Raw genomic sequence first — 21,079 nt, 5'->3', positions numbered from 1 at the left:
TACCGACCGGTCGGTCAAGAGTGTTTGATCTGCCTCAGAAATAACCAGATGGTGGAGAGAGACAAGCCATGACAGCCACTTCGGAAGCGCTGCTGATCACCAGCCAGGAGGGGGCGGTGCGCACCCTGACCCTGAACCGGCCGGCGGCGCTGAACGCCTTCACGACCGCCTTGCTGGTCCAGCTGCGCGAGGCCCTGGAGGCCGCGGCGCAGGACGCAGGCGTGCGCTGCGTCGTGATCACCGGCGCAGGCCGCGGCTTTTCGGCCGGCCAGGATCTGTCGGACGCGCTGATCAAGCCGCCGATGGAGCCGGGCGAGGTGCCCAAGGACATCGGCCATCTGCTGGACAACTACTACATCCCGCTGGCGCTGCGTCTGCGCTCCATGCCTGTTCCCGTGATCGCCGCGGTCAACGGCGTCGCGGCCGGCGCGGGCGCCAGCCTGGCGCTGGGCTGCGACCTGGTGCTGGCGGCCGAGGGCGCCAGCTTCATCCAGGCCTTCTCGAAGATCGGCCTGGTGCCGGACTGCGGTGGCACCTGGCTGCTGCCGCGCCTGGTCGGCCGCGCCAAGGCGCTGGAGCTGGCCCTCTTGGGCGACAAGCTGCCCGCCGCGGAGGCTGCACGCATCGGCCTGATCTACCGCGCGCTGCCGGACGCCGAACTGGCTGCCGAGGCCCAGGCGCTGGCGCAGAAGCTGGCCGCGATGCCGGTCAAGGCGATCGCCGCGACCCGCCAGGCGCTGGACGATGCGCTGCTGCTGGACTTCGAGAGCGCGTTGAAGAACGAGGCCCTGCTGCAGAGCCGGCTGGGCTTCGCCGTTGACTACCAGGAGGGCACCCGCGCCTTCCTGGAAAAGCGCAAGCCGAACTTCAGCGACCGCTGAGGACCGAGCGATGACACCCCAACAGATCGCGGAAGCCGTGCGCGACGGCATGCTGGCCAACGATCGGGCCACCCGCTCGCTCGGCATGGAGATCCTCGCCGTCGGCCCCGGCCGCGCCACCCTGGCGATGACGGTGCGCGAGGACATGCTCAACGGTTTCGACATCTGCCATGGCGGCCTGGTCACGACCCTGGCCGACTCGGCATTCGCCTTCGCCTGCAACTCGTACAACGAGGTGACCGTGGCGTCCGGCTTCAACGTGGACATCGTCGCGCCCAGCCGGGCCGGCGACCGGCTGACGGCCGAGGCGCGCGAGGTTTCGCTGGCCGGCCGCACCGGCGTCTACGACATCACCGTCAGGAACCAGCGCGACGAGCTGGTGGCCGTGTTCCGCGGCAAGTCCTACCGCATCAAGGGCAAGCCGGTGGTGCCAGCCATCGCCGGTCTTGCCGACTGAGGAGTCCATCCCCATGCCCGTGAAGACCCCCGCCCCCGGCGATCTGGAGCCGATCGAGAAGGCCAGCCGCGACGAGCTGCAGGCGCTCCAGTTGCAGCGCCTGAAGTGGACGCTCCAGCATGCCTACGAGAACGTGCCGCATTACAAGGCCGCGTTCGACGCGCAGGGCGTGCATCTCGACGACCTGAAGACCCTGGCCGATATCGCCAAGTTCCCCTTCACGACCAAGAAGGACCTGCGCGACAACTATCCCTTCGGCATGTTCGCGGTGCCGCGCCAGCAGGTCTCGCGCATCCATGCTTCCTCGGGCACGACCGGCAAGCCGACCGTGGTCGGCTACACCGCCAAGGACATCGACACCTGGGCCAATCTGGTGGCGCGCTCGATCCGCGCCTCCGGCGGCCGGCCCGGCGACATCATCCATGTGGCCTATGGCTACGGCCTGTTCACCGGCGGCCTGGGCGCGCATTACGGCGCCGAGCGTGCCGGCTGCACCGTGATCCCGATGTCCGGCGGCCAGACCGAGAAGCAGGTCCAGCTGATCCAGGACTTCCGGCCCGACATCATCATGGTCACGCCCAGCTATATGCAGGTGATCGTCGAGGAGTTCGCGCGCCAGGGGCTGGACGCGCGCGAGTCGTCCCTCAAGGTCGGCATCTTCGGCGCCGAGCCCTGGACCGAGGCGATGCGCCGCGAGATCGAGGCCAAGGCCGGCATCGACGCGGTGGACATCTACGGCCTGTCCGAGGTGATGGGCCCGGGCGTCGCCAACGAGTGCATCGAGTCCAAGGACGGCCCGGTGATCTGGGAGGACCATTTCTATCCCGAGATCATCAACCCCGAGACCGGTGAGCCGGTGGCCGACGGCGAGGAGGGCGAACTGGTCTTCACCTCGCTCTCCAAGGAAGCACTGCCCATCATCCGCTACCGCACCCGCGACCTGACGCGCCTGCTGCCACCCACCTCGCGCAGCATGCGCCGCATGGGCAAGATCGTCGGCCGCAGCGACGACATGCTGATCATCCGCGGCGTCAATCTGTTCCCGACCCAGATCGAGGAACTGGTGCTGCAGGAGCAGCAGCTCAGCGGCCAGTACCAGATCGTCGTCAGCCGCGACGGCCACCTGGACGAGGTGGCGGTGCACTGCGAGCTGCAGACCGCGGCGGTGGCCAGCGCCGACACCGGCGCGATCGCCAAGTCGTTGCAGCACCGCATCAAGACCCTGATCGGCGTGTCCACCAAGGTGCTCATCGGTCAGCCCGATTCGATCGAGCGCACCCTGGTCGGCAAGGCCCGGCGCGTCGTCGACAAGCGCCCCAAGTAAGCAAGGAGCAGCCAGCATGTACACCCAGGCAATGAGCGTCGGCCCGCAGGACGCGCCGAGCAAGAAGATCAAGAGCGCCGAGGAGGCCCAGGCCGAGGCCGCCTTCGAGGCGCGCATCGACGCCGGCGACTTCATCGAGGCCAAGGACTGGATGCCCGACCATTACCGCAAGACCCTGGTCCGGCAGATCAGCCAGCATGCGCATTCCGAGATCGTCGGCATGCTGCCCGAGGGCAACTGGATCACCCGTGCGCCCACCCTGAAGCGCAAGGCGATTCTGCTGGCCAAGGTGCAGGACGAGGCCGGCCATGGCCTGTACCTGTACTCGGCGGCCGAGACCCTGGGCACCAGCCGCGACCAGATGCTGGACGCGTTGCACTCGGGCAAGGCCAAGTACAGCTCGATCTTCAACTACCCGACCTTGACCTGGGCCGACATCGGCGTGATCGGCTGGCTGGTCGACGGCGCCGCGATCATGAACCAGGTGCCGCTGTGCCGCTGCTCCTATGCGCCCTATGCGCGCGCGATGATCCGCGTCTGCCGCGAGGAGAGCTTTCACCAGCGCCAGGGCTATGAGAGCCTCCTGGTGATGATGAAGCAGGGCACCGAGGAGCAGAAGGCGATGGTGCAGGATGCGGTGAACCGCTGGTGGTGGCCTTCCCTGATGATGTTCGGCCCGGCCGACAAGGATTCGCCGAATTCCGAGCAGTCGATCCGCTGGGGCATCAAGCGCATCACCAACGACCAGCTGCGCCAGAAGTTCGTCGACGCGACCGTGCCGCAGGCCGAGATCCTGGGCGTCACGCTGCCGGATGCGGACCTGAAGTGGAACGCCGCGCGCGGCGAGCATGACTTCGGCGCGATCGACTGGGCCGAGTTCTGGCGTGTCGTCGGCGGCGACGGCCCGATGAACCGCGAGCGCCTGGGCGCGCGCATCAAGGCCTGGGAAGACGGCGCCTGGGTGCGCGAGGCCGCGCTGGCCCACGCGCGCAAGCAAGCTACCAAGGAACAAGCAGCATGAGCACCACCACGACTCAAAACGAATGGCCGCTGTGGGAGGTCTTCGTCCGCAACAAGGCGGGCCTGGACCACAAGCATTGCGGCAGCCTGCATGCCGCCGACGCCAAGATGGCGATCCAGCTGGCGCGCGACGTCTACACCCGCCGCCAGGAAGGCACCAGCATCTGGGTGGTGCTGTCCAGCCAGATCGTCGCCAGCGACCCGGGCGAGAAGGGCATGTACTTCGACCCGATGGAAGACAAGGTGTACCGCCACCCGACCTTCTACGAACTGCCCGAGTCGCTGAACCACATGTGATGACCATGGCTGCTGCATCGATCAAGGTGGGCGCAAGCCCCGAAGTCCAGTACCTGCTGCGCCTGGGCGACAGCTGCCTGGTGCTGGCCCAGCGCATCTCCGAATGGTGCGGCCATGCGCCGATCCTGGAGGAGGACCTGGCGCTCTCGAACATGGCGCTGGACCTGCTGGGCCAGGCCCGCGCGCTGCTGACCCATGCCGCCAAGCTGGACGGCCAGGGCCATGACGAGGACCAACTGGCCTTTCTGCGCGACGAACGCCAGTACCTGAACCCGGTGCTGATGGAGCTGCCGCGCGGCGACTTCGCCTTCACCGTGCTGCGCAACTTCGCCGTGTCCAGCTGGCTGCTGCTGCTGTGGCGCCGCCTGGAGCAATCCAGCGACGCCGAGCTGGCCGCGATCGCCGGCAAGGCGATCAAGGAGGCTGCCTACCACCAGCAGCACTCGGCCGACTGGGTCGTGCGCCTGGGCGACGGGACCGAGGAGTCGGCCCAGCGCCTGGCCGCCGCGCTGAACACGCTGTGGCCCTATTTCAACGAGCTCTTCGACAGCGATGCCGTCGATGCCGCCGCCGCGGCGCAAGGCCTGGGCCCCGACTGGGCCACGCTGAAGGACGACTGGCGCGCCGCCTTTGCCGAGGTGCTGGGCGAGGCCGGCCTGGCTTGCCCCAAGGACAGCGCCTACCAGAGCCAGGGCCGCAAGGGCATCCACAGCGAGCACATGGGCCATATGCTGGCGACCCTGCAGCATCTGCAGCGCAGCTACCCCGGGGGCACGTGGTGATGAACACCACCGAGCGCGGCCCCGCCTGCGGACGGCTCGACGCCGCCTGGGAGGTGCTGCGCCAGATCCCCGACCCCGAGGTGCCGGTGATCACCCTGGACGAGCTGGGGATCGTGCGCGATCTGAAGGAAACGGCCGGCGGCCTGGAGGTGGTGCTGACGCCCACGTATTCGGGCTGCCCCGCGACCGAGCTGATCCAGGACGATGTGCGCGCCGCGCTGGCCGGCTTCGGCGAGATCCGCATCACGATGCAGCGCGCGCCCGCCTGGACCACCGATTGGATCAGCGACGAGGGCCGCCGCAAGCTGAAGGAATACGGCATCGCGCCGCCGGGGCCCGTGGCTTCTGGCGCCGCCCAGCCGATCCGTCTGGTGCACCGCGCCGCGCTGACGAAGCTGGCCTGCCCGCGCTGCGGCAGCGAGCACACCGAGAAGCTCTCGGCCTTCGGCTCCACCGCCTGCAAGGCCCTGTATCGCTGCCTGTCGTGCCGCGAACCTTTCGAACATTTCAAACCGATATGAAATACGTCTTGACCAAGAATGGGCGGGCCGAGCGCTGGGCCGCTCCCGAGCCGGCCCGCATCCCCTCGGGGGATCGGACGATGTACCCATCGGACGAGGGGCGCGTTGCATGAGCCTCCACTTCCACCCGCTGCGCGTGCGCGAGGTCCGGCCCGACACCGACGAGGCCGTGGTCGTCAGCTTCGAGGTGCCGGCCGAGCTGGCCGAGACCTTCCGCTTCACCCAGGGGCAATACCTGACCCTGCGAAGCGACATCGGCGGCCAGGACCTGCGCCGCTCCTACTCGATCTGCGCCGGCGTCGATGACGGCGAGCTGCGCGTCGGCGTGCGCAAGGTCGACGGCGGCCAGTTCTCCAGCTGGGTGCATGGCTCGCTGAAGGCCGGCGACGAGATCCAGGTCTTCCCGCCGCAGGGCCGCTTCGGCAACCTGCCGGAGGCCACGGCCGCGGGGCGCCGTCGTCACTATGTCGGCATCGCCGCCGGTTCGGGCATCACGCCGATCCTGTCGATCATGAAGACGGTGCTGGCGCGCGAGCCCGACAGCCGCTTCACCCTGATCTACGGCAACCGCCGCCAGGCCTCGACCATGTTCAAGGAAGAGATCGAGGACCTGAAGAACCAGTACCTGACCCGCCTGGCCCTGCACCATGTGTTCTCGCGCGAGGCGGTCGATTCGCCGCTGCTGGCCGGCCGGCTCGACCAGGCCAAGTTGACTGACTTCCTGAAGGTCCTGGTGCCGGCCGCCGGCATCGACCAGGTCTTCGTCTGCGGCCCCTTCGAGATGAACCAGCAGGCCGAGGCCGCGCTGCTGGCCGCGGGCGTACCCGAGGATCGCATCCATATCGAGCGCTTCGGCACCCCCGAGATGCAGACCGGCAAGCCGGCGCCGCACGAGGTGCGCGAGGGCGATGCCGACGCGGCCCAGGTGATCGTGATTCGCGACGGCATCAGCCGCGAGATCGAGTTCGCGAAGACCGATCCCAGCCTGCTCGACGCCGCCGCGCGCGCCGGCATGGACGTGCCGTTCTCGTGCAAGAGCGGCGTCTGCTCGACCTGCCGCTGCAAGCTGCTGGAGGGCGAGGTGCGCATGGACAAGAATTTCGCGCTGGACAAGGCGGAGCTCGCGGCAGGCTTTATCCTCAGCTGCCAGGCCCATGCGCTGACCCCGCGCGTGGTGATCTCCTTCGACGAGCGCTGAAACCCGGCCGCCGTCTTCGCAACGACAGCAAAAAGAAGAACAAGCCATGGCCAGAGGAAGAGCCCCCGGTTTCGAGTCCACCCGCGAGGAGATCCTCGCCGCCGCGGCGCGCCTGTTCGCGCGCCAGGGCTACCCCGGCACCTCGATGAACGAGGTGGCCGAAGCCTGCCAGGTCTCCAAGCCGACGCTCTACCACTATGTGCGCGACAAGCATGAGCTGTTGATGCAGATCTGCGAGGGCCATGTGCAGAGCCTGGCCGCGCTGGTGGAGGAGGTCAGGGCGCAAGACCTGGCTCCGGAGCCGCATCTGCGTGCGCTGATCGCGCGCTTCGTGCGCGAGTACGGCGAGGCGCAGAACCAGCACCGCGTGCTGACCGAGGACGTCAAGTTCCTCGATGCCGAGGACCGCGCCCGCCTGCTGGAGGTGGAGCGCCAGGTGGTTGCCGCCTTCGCCGACGCGGTGGCCGCGGTGCGCCCGGAGCTGGAGGTGAGCCGCCTGCACAAGCCGCTGACCATGCTGCTGTTTGGCATGATCAACTGGACCTTCACCTGGCTGCGCCCGGACGGCGAGCTGAGCTACGAATCGGTGGCTCCGATGGTGGCCGATCTGTTCTTTGGCGGCCTCGGGGCGGTGAAAACACCCGAACCGATGCCCGGATGAATCTTTAGAGTCGCGATAGGCAAAACCCACCCCTTAGGAGACAAGGACGACGATGATGAAGAACAAGACGATCATGAAGACCCTGCTGGCCGCGGCCGCGGCGAGCGTGGCCCTGGTGGCCCAGGCCGATATCAATGTCGGCGTGACGATCTCGGCCACCGGTCCGGCCGCCTCGCTGGGCATCCCCGAGAAGAACACCATCACCCTGCTGCCCACCACGATCGGTGGCCAGAAGGTCAACTACATCATCCTGGACGACGCCTCCGACACCACGGCCGCCGTCTCCAACACCCGCAAGCTGATCACCGAGCACAAGGTCGACGTGGTGGTCGGCTCCACCGTGACGCCCAACTCGCTGGCGATGATCGACGCGGTGGCCGAATCGAGCACGCCGATGATCTCGGTGGCCGCCTCGGCCCGCATCGTCGAGCCGGTCGACGCGAAGAAGAAGTGGGTGTTCAAGACCCCGCAGAACGACATCATGATGGCCCTGGCCATCGTGCAGCACATGGTCGACAACGGCATCAAGACCGCCGGCTACATCGGCTTCGCCGACGCCTATGGCGAGGGCTGGTACCAGGAGTTCGCCAAGATCGCCGGCATCAAGGGCCTGAAGATCGTCGCCAACGAGCGCTACAACCGCACCGACACCTCGGTCACCGGACAGGTGCTGAAGCTGATGGCGGCCAAGCCCGACGCGGTGCTGGTGGGCGGCTCGGGCACGCCGGCCGTGCTGCCGCAGAAGACGCTGAAGGAGCGCGGCTACGCCGGCAAGTACTACCAGACCCATGGCGTCGCGAACAACGACTTCCTGCGCGTCGGCGGCAAGGACGTGGAAGGCACCTTCCTGCCGGCCGGCCCGGTGTTGGTCGCGGCCCAGCTGCCGGCCAACCATCCGGTCAAGAAGAGCGCCAGCGACTATGTCGCCAAGTACGAGGCCGCCTTCGGCAAGGGCTCGGCCAGCACCTTCGGCGGCCATGCCTGGGACGTGGGCCTGCTGCTGCAGAGCGCCATCCCGGTCGCGCTGAAGGGCGGCGCCCAGCCCGGCACCCCGGCCTTCCGCGCCGCGCTGCGCGATGCGCTGGAGGGCGTCAAGGAGCTGGCCGGCGCCCATGGCGTGTTCAATATGTCGCCCACCGACCACCTGGGTCTGGACCAGCGCGCCCGCGTGATGGTCAAGATCGAGAACGGTACCTGGAAATTCGTTCAGTAAACCGCCAGGCCGCGGAGCCCGCCAGGGCGCGCGGCCGGCGCTAGCACCGCCAACCCGCCACCGCATCCACCACAGCTGCCGCGGCGGGTTTTTCTTTCTTTCATCCGTTTCTTTGCCGATACGTCGAGGTCTGCCGTGTCCACCGATACCCCCGTTCTCCAGAGCCTGATCGCCGACCGCTGGATCGGTCGCCAAGCCGCGCGTTCCCTGCACAGCGCCATCAACGGCCGCGTCATCGCCCAGACCCATGCCGAGGCGATCGACTTCGGCGAGAGCCTGGCCTTCGCGCGGGGTCAGGCCTTGCCGGCGCTGCTCAAGCTCAGCTTCCAGCAGCGCGCCGCGATCCTGAAGGCGCTGGCCGGCTATCTGCTGGAGCGCAAGGAGCAGCTCTACGCGATCTCGGCCCATACCGGCGGCACCCGCGCCGACAACTGGATCGATATCGAGGGCGGCACCGGCACCCTGTTCGCCTATGCCAGCACCGGCCGGCGCGAGCTGCCCTCCAGCAATGTGGTGCACGAGGGCCCGGCGGTGGCGCTGGGCCGCGAGGGCCAGTTCCTCGGCTCCCATGTGCTGGTGCCCAAGCGGGGCGTCGCGGTGCACATCAACGCCTTCAATTTCCCGATGTGGGGCATGCTGGAGAAGTTCGCGCCCAGCTTCCTGGCGGGCATGCCCTGCATCGTCAAGCCGGCCACCGCCACCAGCTATGTGGCCGAGGCCTGCGTGCGGCTGATGCATGAGTCGGGCCTGCTGCCCGCCGGCGCGCTGCAGCTGGTGGTGGGCAGCTCGGGCGACCTGCTGGACCGCCTGAGCGAGACCGATGTGGTGACCTTCACCGGCTCGGCCGACACCGCGGCGATGCTGAAGGTCAACAAGAACATCATCGCGCGCAGCATCCCCTTCAATGCCGAGGCCGATAGCCTGAACTGCGCGATCCTGGCGCCGGACGTCGAAGCGGGCGATCCCGAGTTCGAGCTCTTCGTCAAGGAAGTGGCGCGTGAGATGAGTGCCAAGGCCGGCCAGAAATGCACGGCCATCCGCCGTGCCATCGTGCCGGCGCGCCATATCGACGCGGTGGCGAGCATGCTGCGCGAACGCCTGGCGAAGATCAAGGTCGGCGATCCGGCGATCGAGGGCGTGCGCATGGGCGCGCTGGCCTCCAAGGAACAGCAGGCCGACGTGGCCGCGCGCCTGGCGGCCTTGAGCGCCGGCAACGAGACCGTGTTCGGCGCGCGCGACGGCTTCGCGCCGCTGGGCGAGGGCGTGGCCGAGGGCGCCTTCTTCGCGCCGACCCTGCTGCTGTGCCGCGACGCCTTCACGAACGAAGCGGTGCATGAGCTGGAGGCCTTCGGCCCGGTCTCGACCCTGATGCCCTACGAGGACTTCGACCAGGCGCTGGCGCTGGCCGCCAAGGGCCGCGGCAGCCTGGTCGGCTCGGTCGTCACCAAGACCCCGGCGCTCGCCGCCGAGGCGGTCTATCACGCGGCCGCCTTCCACGGCCGCCTGCTGGTGCTGGACCGCGACGCGGCCAAGGAAAGCACCGGCCATGGCTCGCCGATGCCCGCGCTCAAGCATGGCGGCCCGGGCCGCGCCGGCGGCGGCGAGGAACTGGGCGGCATCCGTGCGGTCAAGCATTACCTGCAGCGCTGCGCGGTGCAGGGCTCGCCGACGATGCTGACCGCGATCACCGGCGAATACCAGCGCGGTGGCAAGGTGCAGGAGGATGCAATCCATCCCTTCCGCAAGCATTTCGAGGAGATCCAGATCGGCGACTCGCTGCTGACGCATCGCCGCACCGTCAGCGAGGCCGACATCGTCAACTTCGGCGGCATCTCGGGCGATTTCTTCTACATGCATTTCGACGAGATCGCGGCCAAGGACACGCAGTTCGGCCAGCGCATCGCGCATGGCTACTTCGTGCTGAGCGCGGCGGCCGGCCTGTTCGTCTCGCCGGCGCCGGGGCCGGTGCTGGCCAACTATGGTCTGGATACGCTGCGCTTCGTCAATCCGGTGGCGATCGGCGACACCATCCAGGCGCGCCTGACCTGCAAACGCCGCATCGACCGCGGCAACCGCCCGGACCAGCCGCCGCAGGGCGTGGTGGCCTGGGATGTGCAGGTGATGAACCAGCGCGGCGAGCTGGTCGCCAGCTACGACATCCTGACCCTGGTCGCCAAGCTGCCGGCGCCCGCCGCGGCCTGAGATTGGTCTAGAAGAGGTCTGCGAACCACGCGGCTGCGGCTATGATGCCGCCCCACGATGGCGACAGACCGAATCCACAAGCGCCAGCAGCTCAAGCAGCAGCTGCTGGCCATGATCGAGGCCAATGGCGAGGGCGGACGCCTGCCGCCGGAACGCGAGCTCAGCGAGCGTTTCGAGGTGGCGCGCGAGACCCTGCGCCGCACCCTGCGCGAGCTGGAAGTAGAAGGCCTGCTGGAGCGCAAGCAGGGCGCCGGCACCTTCGTCTCCGGCCAGCCGGTGCTGAAGCAGCCGCAGCTGCTGTCCTTCTCCGAGGAGATGCAGGAGCGCGGCCTGACCCCGTCCAGCGAGCTGCTGTCCAGCCGCCGCATCGCGGCCGGCGCCAAGCTGGCCCAGCGCCTGAAGATCGTGCCCGGCTCGCCGGTGCTGGAGCTCAAGCGCCTGCGCATGGCCAATGGCGAGCCGATGGCGCTGGAGACCGTCTACCTGAGCCAGGCCCTGCTGCCGGGCCTGGAGCCGCAAGACCTGGCACGCGGCTCGCTGTACGAGCTGCTGGAGCGCCAGTTCGGCCTGCAGATCCGCTCGGCCAGCCAGCAGATCCAGGCCACCGTGCTGAGCGAGGAGGAGGCCCAGGCGCTGGACGTGCCGCCGTATTCGCCCTCGCTGCTGATCGAGCGCCTGTCGGTCAGCGCCAGCGGCGAGATCGTCGAGTACGCCAAGAGCCTGTATCGCGCCGACCGCTACCGCTTCGAGATCCAGGTCTTGCGCGCCAAGCCGGCGATGCCGCCGGCCGCGGCCTGAGCCTCAGGTCGGGAAGGTGCCCGGCAGCAGGATGCTGCGGTCGACATTGCGCAATTGCGTGTGGCCGCAGAAGGCCATTGTCAGGTCCAGTTCCTTGTGGATGATCTCCAGCGCCTTGGCCACGCCCTCGCGGCCCATGGCGCCCAGGCCGTACAGCATCGAGCGGCCGATATAGCAGCCCTTGGCGCCCAGGGCCCAGGCCTTCAGCACGTCCTGGCCGGAGCGCACGCCGCCGTCCATATGCACCTCGATCGCCGAGCCGACCGCCTCGACGATGCGCGGCAGCGCATGGATGCTGGACTCGGCGCCGTCGAGCTGGCGGCCGCCGTGGTTGCTGACGATCAGCGCATCGGCGCCGGAATCGGCCGCGAGCCGCGCATCCTCGACATCCTGGATGCCCTTCAGGATCAGCTTGCCGCCCCAGCGCTTCTTGATCCATTCCACATCGCCCCAGTTCAGCTGCGGGTCGAACTGCTTGGCGGTCCATTCGGACAGCGAGCCCATGTTCTCGACGCCCTTCACATGGCCGACGATATTGCCGAACTGGCGCCGCGAGGTGCCCAGCATGCCTAGGCACCAGCGCGGCTTGGTCGCCATATTGATCAGGTTCGGCAGGGTCAGCTTGGGCGGTGCGGAGAGGCCGTTCTTCAGGTCCTTGTGGCGCTGGCCGAGGATCTGCAGGTCCAGGGTCAGAACCAGGGCGCCGCAGTTGGCGGCCTTGGCGCGGTCGATCAGGCGCTCGATGAAATCCCGGTCACGCATCACATAGAGCTGGAACCAGAAGGGCCGGGTGGTGTGGGCCGCGACATCCTCGATCGAGCAGATGCTCATCGTCGACAGGGTGAAGGGGATGCCGAAGGCCTCGGCCGCCTGCGCCGCCAGGATCTCGCCGTCGGCATGCTGCATGCCGGTGAGCCCGGTCGGCGCGATCGCCACCGGCATCTTCACGTCGACGCCGACCATCGCCGCCGCGGTGCTGCGGTTCTCCATGTTCACCGCGACGCGCTGGCGCAGCTTGATGCGCTGGAAATCGCTCTCGTTGGCGCGGTAGGTGCTCTCGGTCCAACTGCCCGAATCGGCATAGTCGTAGAACATGCGCGGCACGCGCCGCTTGGCCAGCACGCGCAGGTCTTCGATATTGGTGATCACGGGCATGGACTCGGGCTCCTGAGGGTCGATGGCGGCCATGCTAGCGGCGGGGTCGCCGGGCGTGGCGGAAAGTTCTTCAGGCCAGGGCGGAAACTTCTTCCTCCAGCGCGCGGCAATGCGCGAACAGCCAGGCCGCGAAGGCCTCGGCCGGCGCGCCGTCGTCATGCTGCAGCAGGCCGTAGGGTTGGGCCGCCGGCACGCCCAGGCCGGGGAACAGCAGGCGCAGATCGCCGCGCCGCAGATAGGGCAGGGCCAGGCTGGGCCGCGCCAGCGCCACGCCCTGGCCGCAGGCCGCAGCCTCCAGGGTCAGGCCCAGGTCGACGAAGCGCGTGCCCCGGTCCGGCTCCGGCCAGTCCAGCCCGGCCTGGCGCAGCCAGGGCGCCCAGGGCTGCAGCGGCGTGCGCAGCAGCGGCGCGGCACGCAGCGCGGCCGGCCGGTCCAGCGGCGGCAGGCGCTGCAGCAGGGCGGGTGCGGCCATCGGCGTGACCCGGTCGTGCAGCAAGACCTGGCCCTCCTGCTCGAGCGCCTGGTTGCGGATCTCCAGCTCGGCCTCCGGCGCGCGCTCGTCCAGGAAGGGGATGCTCAGCACCAGTTCCAGTTCGATCTCCGGATGCCGGGCGCCGAAGTCCGGCAGGGCCGGCACCAGGATCTGGCGCGCGAAGGTCGGCGGGCAGCTGATGCGCAGCCGCGGCCGGGTCTGCGCGGCGCGGCGGTGCTGCGGCATCGCCGCCAGCGCGGCCAGCACGCCCCCGATCTGCTGCAGGTATTCCTTGCCGGCCGCGGTCAGCGCCAGCGGCTTGGCCGAGCGCGTCAGCAGCGGCGCGCCCAGCAGCTCCTCCAGCCCGGCGATGCGCTTGCCGACCGCGCTGGCGCTGATGTGCAGCTCCTCGGCCGCGCGCTCCAGGCTGGCCAGGCGCGCCGCGGCCTCGAAGGCCAGCAGCGCGTCGATCGAGGGCAGGCGCAGGCCGGGCGGCAGCAGGGGCGAGGGCGTCGAACCGTTCATGCCCGCACTGTATACACTGCCGACGATGGAAAAAGCAGCATGCCGCAGGACCCGCCGATGACCCAGTCGCTGCTGCGCCTGCTCTGGCTGCTGGCGGGGTTCGCGAGCCTGCTGCTGGGCGTGATCGGCATCTTCCTGCCGCTGCTGCCCACCACGCCCTTCGTGCTGCTGGCGGCCTTCTGCTTCTCCAAGGGCAGCGCGCGCTGCGAGGCCTGGCTGCTGAACCACCCGCGTCTGGGGCCGATGATCCGCGACTGGCGCGCCACCCGCGCGGTGCCGCTGCGCGCCAAGCAGATCGCCAGCGTGATGATGGCGGCCAGCTCACTGTGGGCCGGCTACAAGCTGCCGCTGGCCTGGTGCTGGCTGCCGGCGGCCTGCTGCGCCGGCGTGGCGGCCTGGCTGTGGAGCCTGCCGACGCGGCGCTGAGCGGCGTGCTCAGTTTGTCGGGATTCGGTGCTGCAGGGGCCGGCCCTGCTCGAAGGCCGTGAGGCTCTCGATCGTGGTGGCCATGATCTGGCCGATCGCCTCGACCGTGAAGAAGGCCTGGTGGCCGGTGAGGATCACGTTCGGGAAGGAGACCAGGCGCTGGATCACGTCGTCGGTGATGACGGTGGAGGACAGGTCCTGGAAGAACAGGCTGGCCTCCTGCTCGTAGACATCGATCGCCAGGCCGCCGAGCTGGCCGCTCTTCAGCGCCGCGGTGGCCGCCTCGGTGTCGACCAGGCCGCCGCGGCTGGTGTTGACCAGGATGGCGCCGCGCTTGATCCGGGCCAGCGAGTCGGCGTTGACGATATGGTGGGTCGCCGCGTTCAGCGGGCAGTGCAGCGAGACCACGTCGCAGTCGCCCATCAGCGCCGGCATGTCGTCGACATAGCGCCCGCCCAGCTGCTCGAAGGACGGGGCGCGCTGCGGGTCATGGCCCAGCAGCTCGCAGCCGAAGCCGCGCAGGATGCGGGCGAAGATCAGGCCGATCTTGCCGGTGCCGATCACGCCGACCGTCTTGCCATGCAGGTCGAAGCCCATCAGGCCCTCAAGCTCGAAGTTGCCCTCGCGGGTGCGCATGCTGGCGCGCGCGATCTTGCGGTTCACCGCCAGCAGCAGGCCCACCGCGAACTCGGCCACCGAATGCGGCGAGTAGTCGGTCACGCGCACCACCTCGATGCCCAGCTCGCGCGCCGCGGCCGCATCCACATGGTTGTAGCCGGTCGAGCGGGTCGCGACCAGGCGCGTGCCCTGGCGGGCCAGCAGTCGCAGCACCTCGGCATCGACCCGGTCGTTGACGAACACGCAGACGGCCGGGCAGCCATCGGCCAGGCGCGCGGTCTCCGCGCTCAGCCGGTCCTGGATGAACAGCAGCTCATGGCCGGCGGCCTGGTTGGCCCGGGCGAGCAAGGCCTGGTCGTATCGGCGGGCGCTGAAGATGGCGGTTTTCATGGGTGACCTTGAGGTGCTGACCGGCTGCTATCCTGCCACGATGACGACAACGACCCCGAACGACGACCAGGACCGCAGCCAGGAGGCCCCGATCCGCCAGGCCTCACGGCTCAGCACCGACACCCTGCATGCCGACCGCCGCGCCGGCGTCGAGCATGGCGGCATCCACAAGCCGATCCATACCTCGGTGCAATACGGCTTCGAGCGGGTCGAGGACCTGATCGGCGTGTTCCAGGGCAGCCTGAAGGGCGGCTTCAACTACGCGCGCCAGGGCACGCCGACCACCGCGGCGCTGGAGGCCAAGATCACCGCGCTGGAGCAGGGCCTGGGCACGATCAGCTTCGCCACCGGCATGGCCGCGATCACCGCCACCCTGCTGACCCTGCTGCGCGCCGGCGACCATATCGTCTCCAGCCGCTATGTGTTCGGCAATACCAACAGCCTGCTGGACAGCCTGGAGGGCCTGGGCATCGCGGTCAGCAAGGTCGACGCCGGCTCGGCCGCCGCGGTCGAAGCCGCGCTGCGGCCCGAGACGCGGCTGGTCTTCGTCGAGACCATCGCCAACCCCGGCACCCAGGTGCCGGACCTGGAGGCGATTGGCGCGCTGTGCCGCGCGCGCGGCATCGTCTATGTGGTCGACAACACCATCACCTCGCCGGCCCTGTTCCAGCCGCGCAGCGTCGGCGCCAGCCTGGTGATCAACTCGCTGACCAAGACCATCGCCGGCCATGGCGACGCGCTGGGCGGCGCGGTCACCGACACCGGCCTGTTCGACTGGTCGAGCTATCCGAACATCTTCCCGGCCTACCGCAAGGGCGATGCACGCCAATGGGGGCTGCAGCAGATCCGTAAGAAGGGCCTGCGCGACATGGGCGGCACCCTGGCCTCGGACGCCGCGCACCGCATCAGCGTCGGCGCCGAGACCCTGGCGCTGCGCGTGCAGCGCAGCAGCGCCACCGCGCTGACCCTGGCGCGCTGGCTGCAGGCGCACCCGAAGATCGGCGCGGTGTTCTACCCGGGCCTGAAGTCCCACCCGCAGCATGAACTGGCCGGCCGGCTGTTCAAGGCCTCGTCCTGGCTGCTGAGCTTCGAGCTGCGCGATCCCGCGAGCCTGGTCGCGGTGCTCGACCGCCTGCGCCTGCCGGTCAAGGCCACCGGCCTGGGCGACACTCGAAGCCTGATCATCCCGGTCGCGCCCACCATCTTCTGGGAAGCCGGCGCTGCGGTGCGCGCCGAGATGGGCATCGCCGACGGCATGATTCGGCTCTCGGTCGGGCTGGAGGAGGCGCAGGATCTGATCGGGGATTTCGAGCAGGCGTTGGCATGAGCGAGCAGGGTGTATCGGGACTGGTTGCGTTTCGCCGTTCTCGGCCAGTTGCGATAGTCACTCTTCGAGTTGGTGACGGCCTGTCACTTTGCCTGCCGTAGCGATGAATCTGTCGCTAGGACGTCGAACGAAAGCGAATCGTGACAGTTCAGGAGTTTCTCGACCAATTCGGTGCTTACTCGGAACGGCTTGCCAACGACCTGCAGAGGTTCGTGGATGCCTTGAAGCACAGGCAACGGAGCGACAAGGCCGTGCGCGAGGAGCATGTTCCTATCCGTGCTTACCTGCGTCGCAAAGCGGTTCCACTTGATGGCATCCTCAAGTTAGGAGGGGAAGCCCATGGCTTTGACGCGAAGGTCTCATACGAGGTTGAAGGACGGCGGGTTGAATGCACTCTTGAGGTCGTTCAGGCTCTTGCTGAAGACGCGCACAAGGTGCGGCATGCGATCGCAGATGGCCGAATGAATGCGGAGATGCGGCTGGAGGAGTGTCGGCAGATCGAGACATTTCCTCAGCCGATCATCGACGCGATAAGGACGAAGCACACCAAGTCGTATTCCGACGTTCGCATCCTCCTGGTAGCCGTAGCGGGCGAGGTGACGCTAGAGGACGACGCCATCATTGAACGCTGGCTCAGCGAAGTGAGGTCGAAGACTGTCTTGGGAAATTTCGCAGAGATTTATCTCGTGGAGACCGCCAGGTATCTGATCTTCAAGATCCACTAGAAGCCTGCAAGGGCTGAAACGCGACGCCCAGATTCTGGCAACCGGATTTGGTTGTGCTGTCGACAGCAGTGGTTGAACCCATCGCCCGGTGACTGTTCCAACCGAGGTCGTTGAGCCTATCGCTCTGGCCGATGCTTGAACCGAACAAGCTTTCTCTGGCAAATGCGGCCATGCAGTTGGAGTAAGCGCCCCCGCGCGCAGCCTCGATCCTTGTGGGGCCTCGCGTGACCTTCGGCCAATGCGCGTCCACCGTGGTCTGCTCAGAATGCCCGCTACCGGCCTGCGGTCGATAGCTTGAGTTCAACCCATGAGCACCGAACAGATCCTCGTCGATCCCGATCTGGAACAACTTGCCGCCATCTTCACAGCGGACGCGAAGAAGGATCCTGTCGGAGCGCTGCAACGATGGTCTGCGTCCCTCGCTCACCTGGCCGCGCCGATGACCGAGGCCGCGCATCGCCTCGCCGATGCCCGCTTGGATTGGTCCGGTCGTGCCGCGCTCAATGGCACGCTCGACGGCACGGCCTTGCTGCACCGCTGGGTCGCGGACCAGCACCGGCGGCCGTTGTTGCCCCGACTGCCATTCCTGTCGCAGCGCGCGGCCTACCAGTACTGCACGAGCCTGGTTCGGCAGCGTGGTTCCAGCGCGGCTTCCCGTGCCTTGCTCCAGGGGCGTCTGCTGGTGCTCGGTCTGCGTCATGACACGTCGACCTTGATCAACAAGGGACGTGGTGCTTATGACGACCACATCGTGGTGCTGAACGGTTGGCGCCGCCGCGGCAGCGTGTGCGTGTTTGCCGGCAATACGGAACCTTCGGCGCAATATGCACACCGTGCCCTGCTCAAGGCCGGCAAGCCATTGGACGAGCGCTACAAGGGCGTCGCCTTCCGCGGGGCAGACAACATTGCCGGCGTGGATGTCAATGCCGATGCCCTGCGCGATGCCGGGCGTTTGCGCGCCGGTACCTACTTCTTCAACGAAAAACCGTTGGGCTTTCTAGGGGCGCGGGCATTTCGCTCCACTGAGGATCAGACCGTCGAACGCGACACCAATGGCGACGGCCGTTTTCTGCTCGATGACCCTTCACGCATTGATGCAAAGGGCGTTGGCCGGACGATGTACATCCATTGGGGCGGAGCAGACAATGCGCCGGTCGTGAATACGTGGTCTGCCGGCTGCCAGACGATTCCGAAAAACCTCTACGGGAGTTTCCTTTCCGCGGTCGGCCACAACCCTTCCTTCTTCTACGTGTTGATCGATGGCCAATGAACGGAACTTCCTTGCCATGCGCGTTCTGTTAGCGCTGACATTCGCAGCCCTTGCTGGAGCGACCCAGGCGTCCGATGGCCGGCCTCCGGAGCCGTCGAGCTGTCAGTTCACCGCTTTCGTCGAGGAAACAGATCCCGCCGGACTCAATGTGCGTGCGGCGCCGTCGGCCTCTGCGAAGGTGCTAGGGACTCTGCCACCGGTTTGGTCGGATCGGTCGGGGCTGCGGGTTCGTGCCCGTGTCAGCGTTACTGCAAGTGCCAAGGGATGGTTCAAGATCCGCGATGCGGTCGACGACGACATGCTGACCGGTCAACCGCCGCGGCCCACCTATCAGGGTGAGGGCTGGGTCAGCGGTCGAAAGCTGGTCGTGAAGTCGCAGGCCAACATCGGCCGGACCGGCCCGGTAGCGAGCGCGCCCGAGGCCGTCCGGCTGAAGGATGATCTGCTTTTCGATGGTGACGCGGCCATAGCAGCTGGTCGGCTTGTCGACTGCCGGGGTGACTGGGCCCAGGTCGAATACGAGGAGGCCCGGTTTTCCGCCGGCCTTCGGTCGCTGCTGATCACGGCGCCCGCGGTGCGTGCCGATGTTCGAAAAGGCCGTTTCCGCGTCTGGCTTGACCGGATCTGCGGCATCCAGGAAACCTCTTGCGACGGTCCCTGAGCGCCCCTGCGTTTAATGCGCTGAGGCTTGCATGACCAGTGGTGCGACTGCCGCGCAGAAGATGGGGGATGCCTGGGCCGCCAAGGTGGCGGCGAACCGAAGTCGGATCCATGATGGCTGCCCGGCAGTTGCAACCCTGCAGGCCTCGCGCCTGCAGCCTTGGCATCGCGGGCGTCGGACCGTCCGAACCCGCGAAGCCGTCATTTCATGTCCAGGGAGGAACCTAGCATCATGTCTACCAGCCAAGCTATCCCGGAGGCCTACCGCGTCGCCACGCCCTACCTCATCGTCAGCGATGCGGCGCGTGCCATCGAGTTCTACCAGCGGGCGTTCGGTGCGACGGAGTTCGTGCGCCTGGCCGACCCGAGCGGGAAGGTCATGCATGCGGAACTGCGCATCGGTGCCTCGCCGGTGATGCTCGCGGATGAGTTTCCCGACATGGGCTATCGCAGCCCGCAGACCCTGGGCGGTTCGCCCGTTTCCCTGCTGCTCTATGTGGAGGATGTCGATGCGGTCTTTGCCCAGGCCGTCGCCGCCGGCGGCAAGGAAACCATGGCCGTGGCGGACCAGTTCGACGGTGATCGCCGCGGCACGCTGACCGATCCCTTCGGCCATGTCTGGCTGCTGGCCAGCAAGAAGGAAGACATCACGCCCGAGGAAATGCGCAGCCGCTTCGAGAAGATGATGCAGCAAGGCGGCGAGGGCTGATTCACTCGGCGGTCCCCGCGTCAGAACAAGTCCAGGCTTTCCATCTTCGGCTCGTCCTTCGCGCTGCTCGCCGCCTGGCCGGCGCCGACCCGGCGGGCCGGGCGTGCGTTCACGCGCTCGCCCGGATGGTTCAGGTTGCCGATCCGCACGCCCAGCAGCCGCAGCCGACGGCTCAGGTCCACCCGCTTCAGGCAGCTGCCCGCGGCGCGGCGGATCGCGGCGGCATCGGCGATCGGCAGGTCCAGCGTCAGGTCGCGGGTGACGGTGACGAAGCCCTCGAAGCGCAGCTTGATGCCGATGGTGCGGCCCTCGTAGCCCTTGCGCGCCAAGTCGCCGGCCAGCTGCTCGCACAGCCTCGTGAAGATCGCGCCGAGCTCGGCCTTGTCATGCACCGCATGCAGGTCGCGCTCGAAGGTGGTCTCGCGGCTGATCGACACCGGCTCGCTGTGGGTGACGACCGGGCGGTTGTCGCGGCCATGCGAGGCCTCATGCAGCCAGGCGCCGTAGCTCTTGCCGAAGTTCTCGATCAGCCACAGCGGTTCGGCCGCGGCGATCTGGCCGACGGTCTCGATGCCCAGCGCAATCAGCTTGGCGGCGGCCTTGGGGCCGATGCCGTTGATCTTGCGCACCGCCAGCGGCCAGATGCGGGTCGGGATGTCCTCGCGGGTCAGCAGGGTCAGGCCGTCGGGCTTGTCCAGCTCGGAGGCGATCTTGGACAGCAGCTTGTTGGGCGTGACGCCGATCGAGCAGCTCAGGCCGGTGGCGCGGGCCACCGAGTTCTTGATCTCGCGCGCCACCGCGCGCACGCCGCCCAGCGGGTCGTGGCCGACCGGCTCCCGCACGCCGGGCACCTCGCTGAGGTCGATGTAGATCTCGTCGATGCCGCGGTCCTCGATCACCGGCGCGATCTCGGCCACCGCGGCCTTGAACAGGCGCGAGTAATGGCGGTAGCGTTCGAAGTCGGTCGGCAGCAGGATCGCGTCCGGCGCGCGCAGCGCGGCCTTCATCAGGCCCATCGCCGAAAACACGCCGAGGTCGCGTGCCGCATAGGTGGAGGTGGTGGCGACGCCGCGGCCGGTGTAGTGGCGCAGCTTGGCGAACTCGCGCGTGCCGTCCTCGCGCAGGCGCGGCGCATGCTCGCGCCGGCCGCCGATCACGACCGGCAGGCCCTTCAGCTCCGGATAGCGCAGCAGCTCCACCGAGGCATAGAACGCGTCCATGTCCAGATGCGCGATCAGGCGCTCCGGGACGGCGGAGGAGGACGAGGAAGCTGACGAGGAAGGGGATGAGGCGGCGGCCATCGCGTCCGCATTGTCGCGCGATGCGCCGACACCGCTTGTCAGCAGCCCGCGGCGCGCTCGCGCCCCCTACGGATAGGGGTAGGGGGCCGGCGGGGCCAGACCTATAACCCTGGCTCGGCATCACCGGCCCAGGGTGCCGCGACGAGA

Annotated in this window: 22 protein-coding genes; 18 read left to right on the top strand and 4 right to left on the bottom strand. The window is 68.0% G+C overall.

Features of this window, described 5'->3' with window-relative positions:
* Nucleotides 1–68 precede the first annotated feature (68 nt).
* The 12 genes from G8A07_RS18675 to G8A07_RS18620 all read left to right on the top strand — a co-directional run bounded on the left by G8A07_RS18675 (nucleotide 69) and on the right by G8A07_RS18620 (nucleotide 11,354).
* Nucleotides 69–881, top strand: a complete 813-nt coding sequence (locus G8A07_RS18675) for an enoyl-CoA hydratase-related protein (protein WP_195793500.1) — start codon at nucleotides 69–71, stop codon at nucleotides 879–881.
* A 10-nt stretch (nucleotides 882–891) separates the two neighbouring features.
* Nucleotides 892–1,338: a hydroxyphenylacetyl-CoA thioesterase PaaI gene (paaI, locus tag G8A07_RS18670; protein WP_195793499.1), complete on the top strand. Its 447-nt coding sequence runs from the start codon at nucleotides 892–894 to the stop codon at nucleotides 1,336–1,338.
* A 13-nt stretch (nucleotides 1,339–1,351) separates the two neighbouring features.
* Nucleotides 1,352–2,662 carry a phenylacetate--CoA ligase PaaK gene (gene paaK, locus G8A07_RS18665; RefSeq protein WP_195793498.1) on the top strand — a complete coding sequence of 437 codons (1,311 nt, stop codon included), beginning with the start codon at nucleotides 1,352–1,354 and terminating at the stop codon, nucleotides 2,660–2,662.
* 16 nt (nucleotides 2,663–2,678) lie between these two features.
* Nucleotides 2,679–3,683: a 1,2-phenylacetyl-CoA epoxidase subunit PaaA gene (gene paaA / locus G8A07_RS18660; protein ID WP_195793497.1), complete on the top strand. Its 1,005-nt coding sequence runs from the start codon at nucleotides 2,679–2,681 to the stop codon at nucleotides 3,681–3,683.
* On the top strand, nucleotides 3,680–3,979 hold the full coding sequence (paaB, locus tag G8A07_RS18655) for a 1,2-phenylacetyl-CoA epoxidase subunit PaaB (RefSeq protein WP_195793496.1): 300 nt from the start codon (nucleotides 3,680–3,682) through the stop codon (nucleotides 3,977–3,979). Before paaA ends, paaB begins: the two co-directional genes overlap by 4 nt.
* The gene (gene paaC / locus G8A07_RS18650) at nucleotides 3,979–4,761 is read left to right on the top strand and encodes a 1,2-phenylacetyl-CoA epoxidase subunit PaaC (protein ID WP_195793495.1); all 783 of its coding nucleotides are present in this window, start codon (nucleotides 3,979–3,981) and stop codon (nucleotides 4,759–4,761) included. The genes paaB and paaC overlap by 1 nt, the downstream gene beginning before the upstream one ends.
* The gene (gene paaD / locus G8A07_RS18645; protein WP_195797846.1) at nucleotides 4,761–5,282 is read left to right on the top strand and encodes a 1,2-phenylacetyl-CoA epoxidase subunit PaaD; all 522 of its coding nucleotides are present in this window, start codon (nucleotides 4,761–4,763) and stop codon (nucleotides 5,280–5,282) included. The genes paaC and paaD overlap by 1 nt, the downstream gene beginning before the upstream one ends.
* Before the next feature lie 109 nt (nucleotides 5,283–5,391).
* A complete protein-coding gene (gene paaE / locus G8A07_RS18640) occupies nucleotides 5,392–6,480 on the top strand; it encodes a 1,2-phenylacetyl-CoA epoxidase subunit PaaE (protein WP_195793494.1) in 1,089 nt (362 codons plus the stop codon).
* Nucleotides 6,481–6,526: 46 nt separating this feature from the next.
* Nucleotides 6,527–7,141 carry a TetR/AcrR family transcriptional regulator gene (locus tag G8A07_RS18635; protein ID WP_195793493.1) on the top strand — a complete coding sequence of 205 codons (615 nt, stop codon included), beginning with the start codon at nucleotides 6,527–6,529 and terminating at the stop codon, nucleotides 7,139–7,141.
* A 55-nt stretch (nucleotides 7,142–7,196) separates the two neighbouring features.
* Nucleotides 7,197–8,354, top strand: a complete 1,158-nt coding sequence (locus G8A07_RS18630) for an ABC transporter substrate-binding protein (protein ID WP_195797845.1) — start codon at nucleotides 7,197–7,199, stop codon at nucleotides 8,352–8,354.
* Nucleotides 8,355–8,489: 135 nt separating this feature from the next.
* Nucleotides 8,490–10,556, top strand: coding sequence for a phenylacetic acid degradation bifunctional protein PaaZ (gene paaZ, locus G8A07_RS18625; RefSeq protein WP_195793492.1), 2,067 nt, complete (start codon nucleotides 8,490–8,492; stop codon nucleotides 10,554–10,556).
* 57 nt (nucleotides 10,557–10,613) lie between these two features.
* The gene (locus G8A07_RS18620) at nucleotides 10,614–11,354 is read left to right on the top strand and encodes a GntR family transcriptional regulator (protein WP_195793491.1); all 741 of its coding nucleotides are present in this window, start codon (nucleotides 10,614–10,616) and stop codon (nucleotides 11,352–11,354) included.
* Nucleotides 11,355–11,357: 3 nt separating this feature from the next.
* Here the strand turns inward: G8A07_RS18620 and G8A07_RS18615 are convergent, their stop codons facing one another.
* Both G8A07_RS18615 and G8A07_RS18610 read right to left on the bottom strand, forming a co-directional pair.
* Entirely contained in the window at nucleotides 11,358–12,509 is a 1,152-nt protein-coding gene (locus tag G8A07_RS18615) for an alpha-hydroxy acid oxidase (protein ID WP_195793490.1), read from the bottom strand.
* A gap of 70 nt (nucleotides 12,510–12,579) precedes the next feature.
* A complete protein-coding gene (locus G8A07_RS18610) occupies nucleotides 12,580–13,506 on the bottom strand; it encodes a LysR substrate-binding domain-containing protein (protein WP_195793489.1) in 927 nt (308 codons plus the stop codon).
* A 57-nt stretch (nucleotides 13,507–13,563) separates the two neighbouring features.
* Between G8A07_RS18610 and G8A07_RS18605 the strand changes: the two genes are divergently transcribed.
* Nucleotides 13,564–13,932, top strand: coding sequence for a YbaN family protein (locus G8A07_RS18605; protein WP_249937050.1), 369 nt, complete (start codon nucleotides 13,564–13,566; stop codon nucleotides 13,930–13,932).
* A 9-nt stretch (nucleotides 13,933–13,941) separates the two neighbouring features.
* Here G8A07_RS18605 and G8A07_RS18600 read toward each other — a convergent pair whose 3' ends face one another.
* The gene (locus G8A07_RS18600; RefSeq protein ID WP_195793487.1) at nucleotides 13,942–14,940 is read right to left on the bottom strand and encodes a 2-hydroxyacid dehydrogenase; all 999 of its coding nucleotides are present in this window, start codon (nucleotides 14,938–14,940) and stop codon (nucleotides 13,942–13,944) included.
* Between the two features lie 40 nt (nucleotides 14,941–14,980).
* Between G8A07_RS18600 and G8A07_RS18595 the strand changes: the two genes are divergently transcribed.
* The 5 genes from G8A07_RS18595 to G8A07_RS18575 all read left to right on the top strand — a co-directional run bounded on the left by G8A07_RS18595 (nucleotide 14,981) and on the right by G8A07_RS18575 (nucleotide 19,631).
* Nucleotides 14,981–16,267 (top strand): cystathionine gamma-synthase family protein, encoded by a 1,287-nt coding sequence (locus tag G8A07_RS18595; RefSeq protein ID WP_195793486.1) that lies wholly within the window; start codon nucleotides 14,981–14,983, stop codon nucleotides 16,265–16,267.
* Nucleotides 16,268–16,407: 140 nt separating this feature from the next.
* Nucleotides 16,408–16,992, top strand: a complete 585-nt coding sequence (locus G8A07_RS18590; protein WP_195793485.1) for a hypothetical protein — start codon at nucleotides 16,408–16,410, stop codon at nucleotides 16,990–16,992.
* 307 nt (nucleotides 16,993–17,299) lie between these two features.
* Nucleotides 17,300–18,262, top strand: coding sequence for a hypothetical protein (locus G8A07_RS18585; protein WP_195793484.1), 963 nt, complete (start codon nucleotides 17,300–17,302; stop codon nucleotides 18,260–18,262).
* Nucleotides 18,252–18,923 carry an SH3 domain-containing protein gene (locus G8A07_RS18580; protein ID WP_195793483.1) on the top strand — a complete coding sequence of 224 codons (672 nt, stop codon included), beginning with the start codon at nucleotides 18,252–18,254 and terminating at the stop codon, nucleotides 18,921–18,923. The genes G8A07_RS18585 and G8A07_RS18580 overlap by 11 nt, the downstream gene beginning before the upstream one ends.
* 231 nt (nucleotides 18,924–19,154) lie before the next feature.
* Entirely contained in the window at nucleotides 19,155–19,631 is a 477-nt protein-coding gene (locus tag G8A07_RS18575; RefSeq protein WP_195793482.1) for a VOC family protein, read from the top strand.
* 20 nt (nucleotides 19,632–19,651) lie between these two features.
* Here the strand turns inward: G8A07_RS18575 and G8A07_RS18570 are convergent, their stop codons facing one another.
* Entirely contained in the window at nucleotides 19,652–20,932 is a 1,281-nt protein-coding gene (locus G8A07_RS18570; protein WP_195793481.1) for a DNA polymerase IV, read from the bottom strand.
* Nucleotides 20,933–21,079 lie beyond the last annotated feature (147 nt).

Origin of the sequence: Roseateles sp. DAIF2 (assembly GCF_015624425.1) — a bacterium.
GTDB lineage: Bacteria > Pseudomonadota > Gammaproteobacteria > Burkholderiales > Burkholderiaceae_C > Kinneretia.
The sequence above is the reverse complement of the archived record's forward strand: the minus strand, read 5'-3'. Positions and strand labels throughout refer to the sequence as shown.

Coding starts and splice junctions, on each gene's coding strand:
- G8A07_RS18570 (WP_195793481.1), bottom strand. CDS start 20,932: ATGGCCGCCGCCTCATCCCCTTCCTCGTCAGCTTCCTCGTCCTCCTCC.
- G8A07_RS18585 (WP_195793484.1), top strand. CDS start 17,300: ATGAGCACCGAACAGATCCTCGTCGATCCCGATCTGGAACAACTTGCC.
- paaC (WP_195793495.1), top strand. CDS start 3,979: ATGACCATGGCTGCTGCATCGATCAAGGTGGGCGCAAGCCCCGAAGTC.
- G8A07_RS18610 (WP_195793489.1), bottom strand. CDS start 13,506: ATGAACGGTTCGACGCCCTCGCCCCTGCTGCCGCCCGGCCTGCGCCTG.
- G8A07_RS18615 (WP_195793490.1), bottom strand. CDS start 12,509: ATGCCCGTGATCACCAATATCGAAGACCTGCGCGTGCTGGCCAAGCGG.
- paaI (WP_195793499.1), top strand. CDS start 892: ATGACACCCCAACAGATCGCGGAAGCCGTGCGCGACGGCATGCTGGCC.
- G8A07_RS18605 (WP_249937050.1), top strand. CDS start 13,564: ATGACCCAGTCGCTGCTGCGCCTGCTCTGGCTGCTGGCGGGGTTCGCG.
- paaE (WP_195793494.1), top strand. CDS start 5,392: ATGAGCCTCCACTTCCACCCGCTGCGCGTGCGCGAGGTCCGGCCCGAC.
- G8A07_RS18580 (WP_195793483.1), top strand. CDS start 18,252: ATGGCCAATGAACGGAACTTCCTTGCCATGCGCGTTCTGTTAGCGCTG.
- G8A07_RS18620 (WP_195793491.1), top strand. CDS start 10,614: ATGGCGACAGACCGAATCCACAAGCGCCAGCAGCTCAAGCAGCAGCTG.
- paaK (WP_195793498.1), top strand. CDS start 1,352: ATGCCCGTGAAGACCCCCGCCCCCGGCGATCTGGAGCCGATCGAGAAG.
- paaD (WP_195797846.1), top strand. CDS start 4,761: ATGAACACCACCGAGCGCGGCCCCGCCTGCGGACGGCTCGACGCCGCC.
- G8A07_RS18635 (WP_195793493.1), top strand. CDS start 6,527: ATGGCCAGAGGAAGAGCCCCCGGTTTCGAGTCCACCCGCGAGGAGATC.
- paaB (WP_195793496.1), top strand. CDS start 3,680: ATGAGCACCACCACGACTCAAAACGAATGGCCGCTGTGGGAGGTCTTC.
- paaA (WP_195793497.1), top strand. CDS start 2,679: ATGTACACCCAGGCAATGAGCGTCGGCCCGCAGGACGCGCCGAGCAAG.
- G8A07_RS18675 (WP_195793500.1), top strand. CDS start 69: ATGACAGCCACTTCGGAAGCGCTGCTGATCACCAGCCAGGAGGGGGCG.
- G8A07_RS18575 (WP_195793482.1), top strand. CDS start 19,155: ATGTCTACCAGCCAAGCTATCCCGGAGGCCTACCGCGTCGCCACGCCC.
- G8A07_RS18600 (WP_195793487.1), bottom strand. CDS start 14,940: ATGAAAACCGCCATCTTCAGCGCCCGCCGATACGACCAGGCCTTGCTC.
- G8A07_RS18595 (WP_195793486.1), top strand. CDS start 14,981: ATGACGACAACGACCCCGAACGACGACCAGGACCGCAGCCAGGAGGCC.
- G8A07_RS18630 (WP_195797845.1), top strand. CDS start 7,197: ATGAAGAACAAGACGATCATGAAGACCCTGCTGGCCGCGGCCGCGGCG.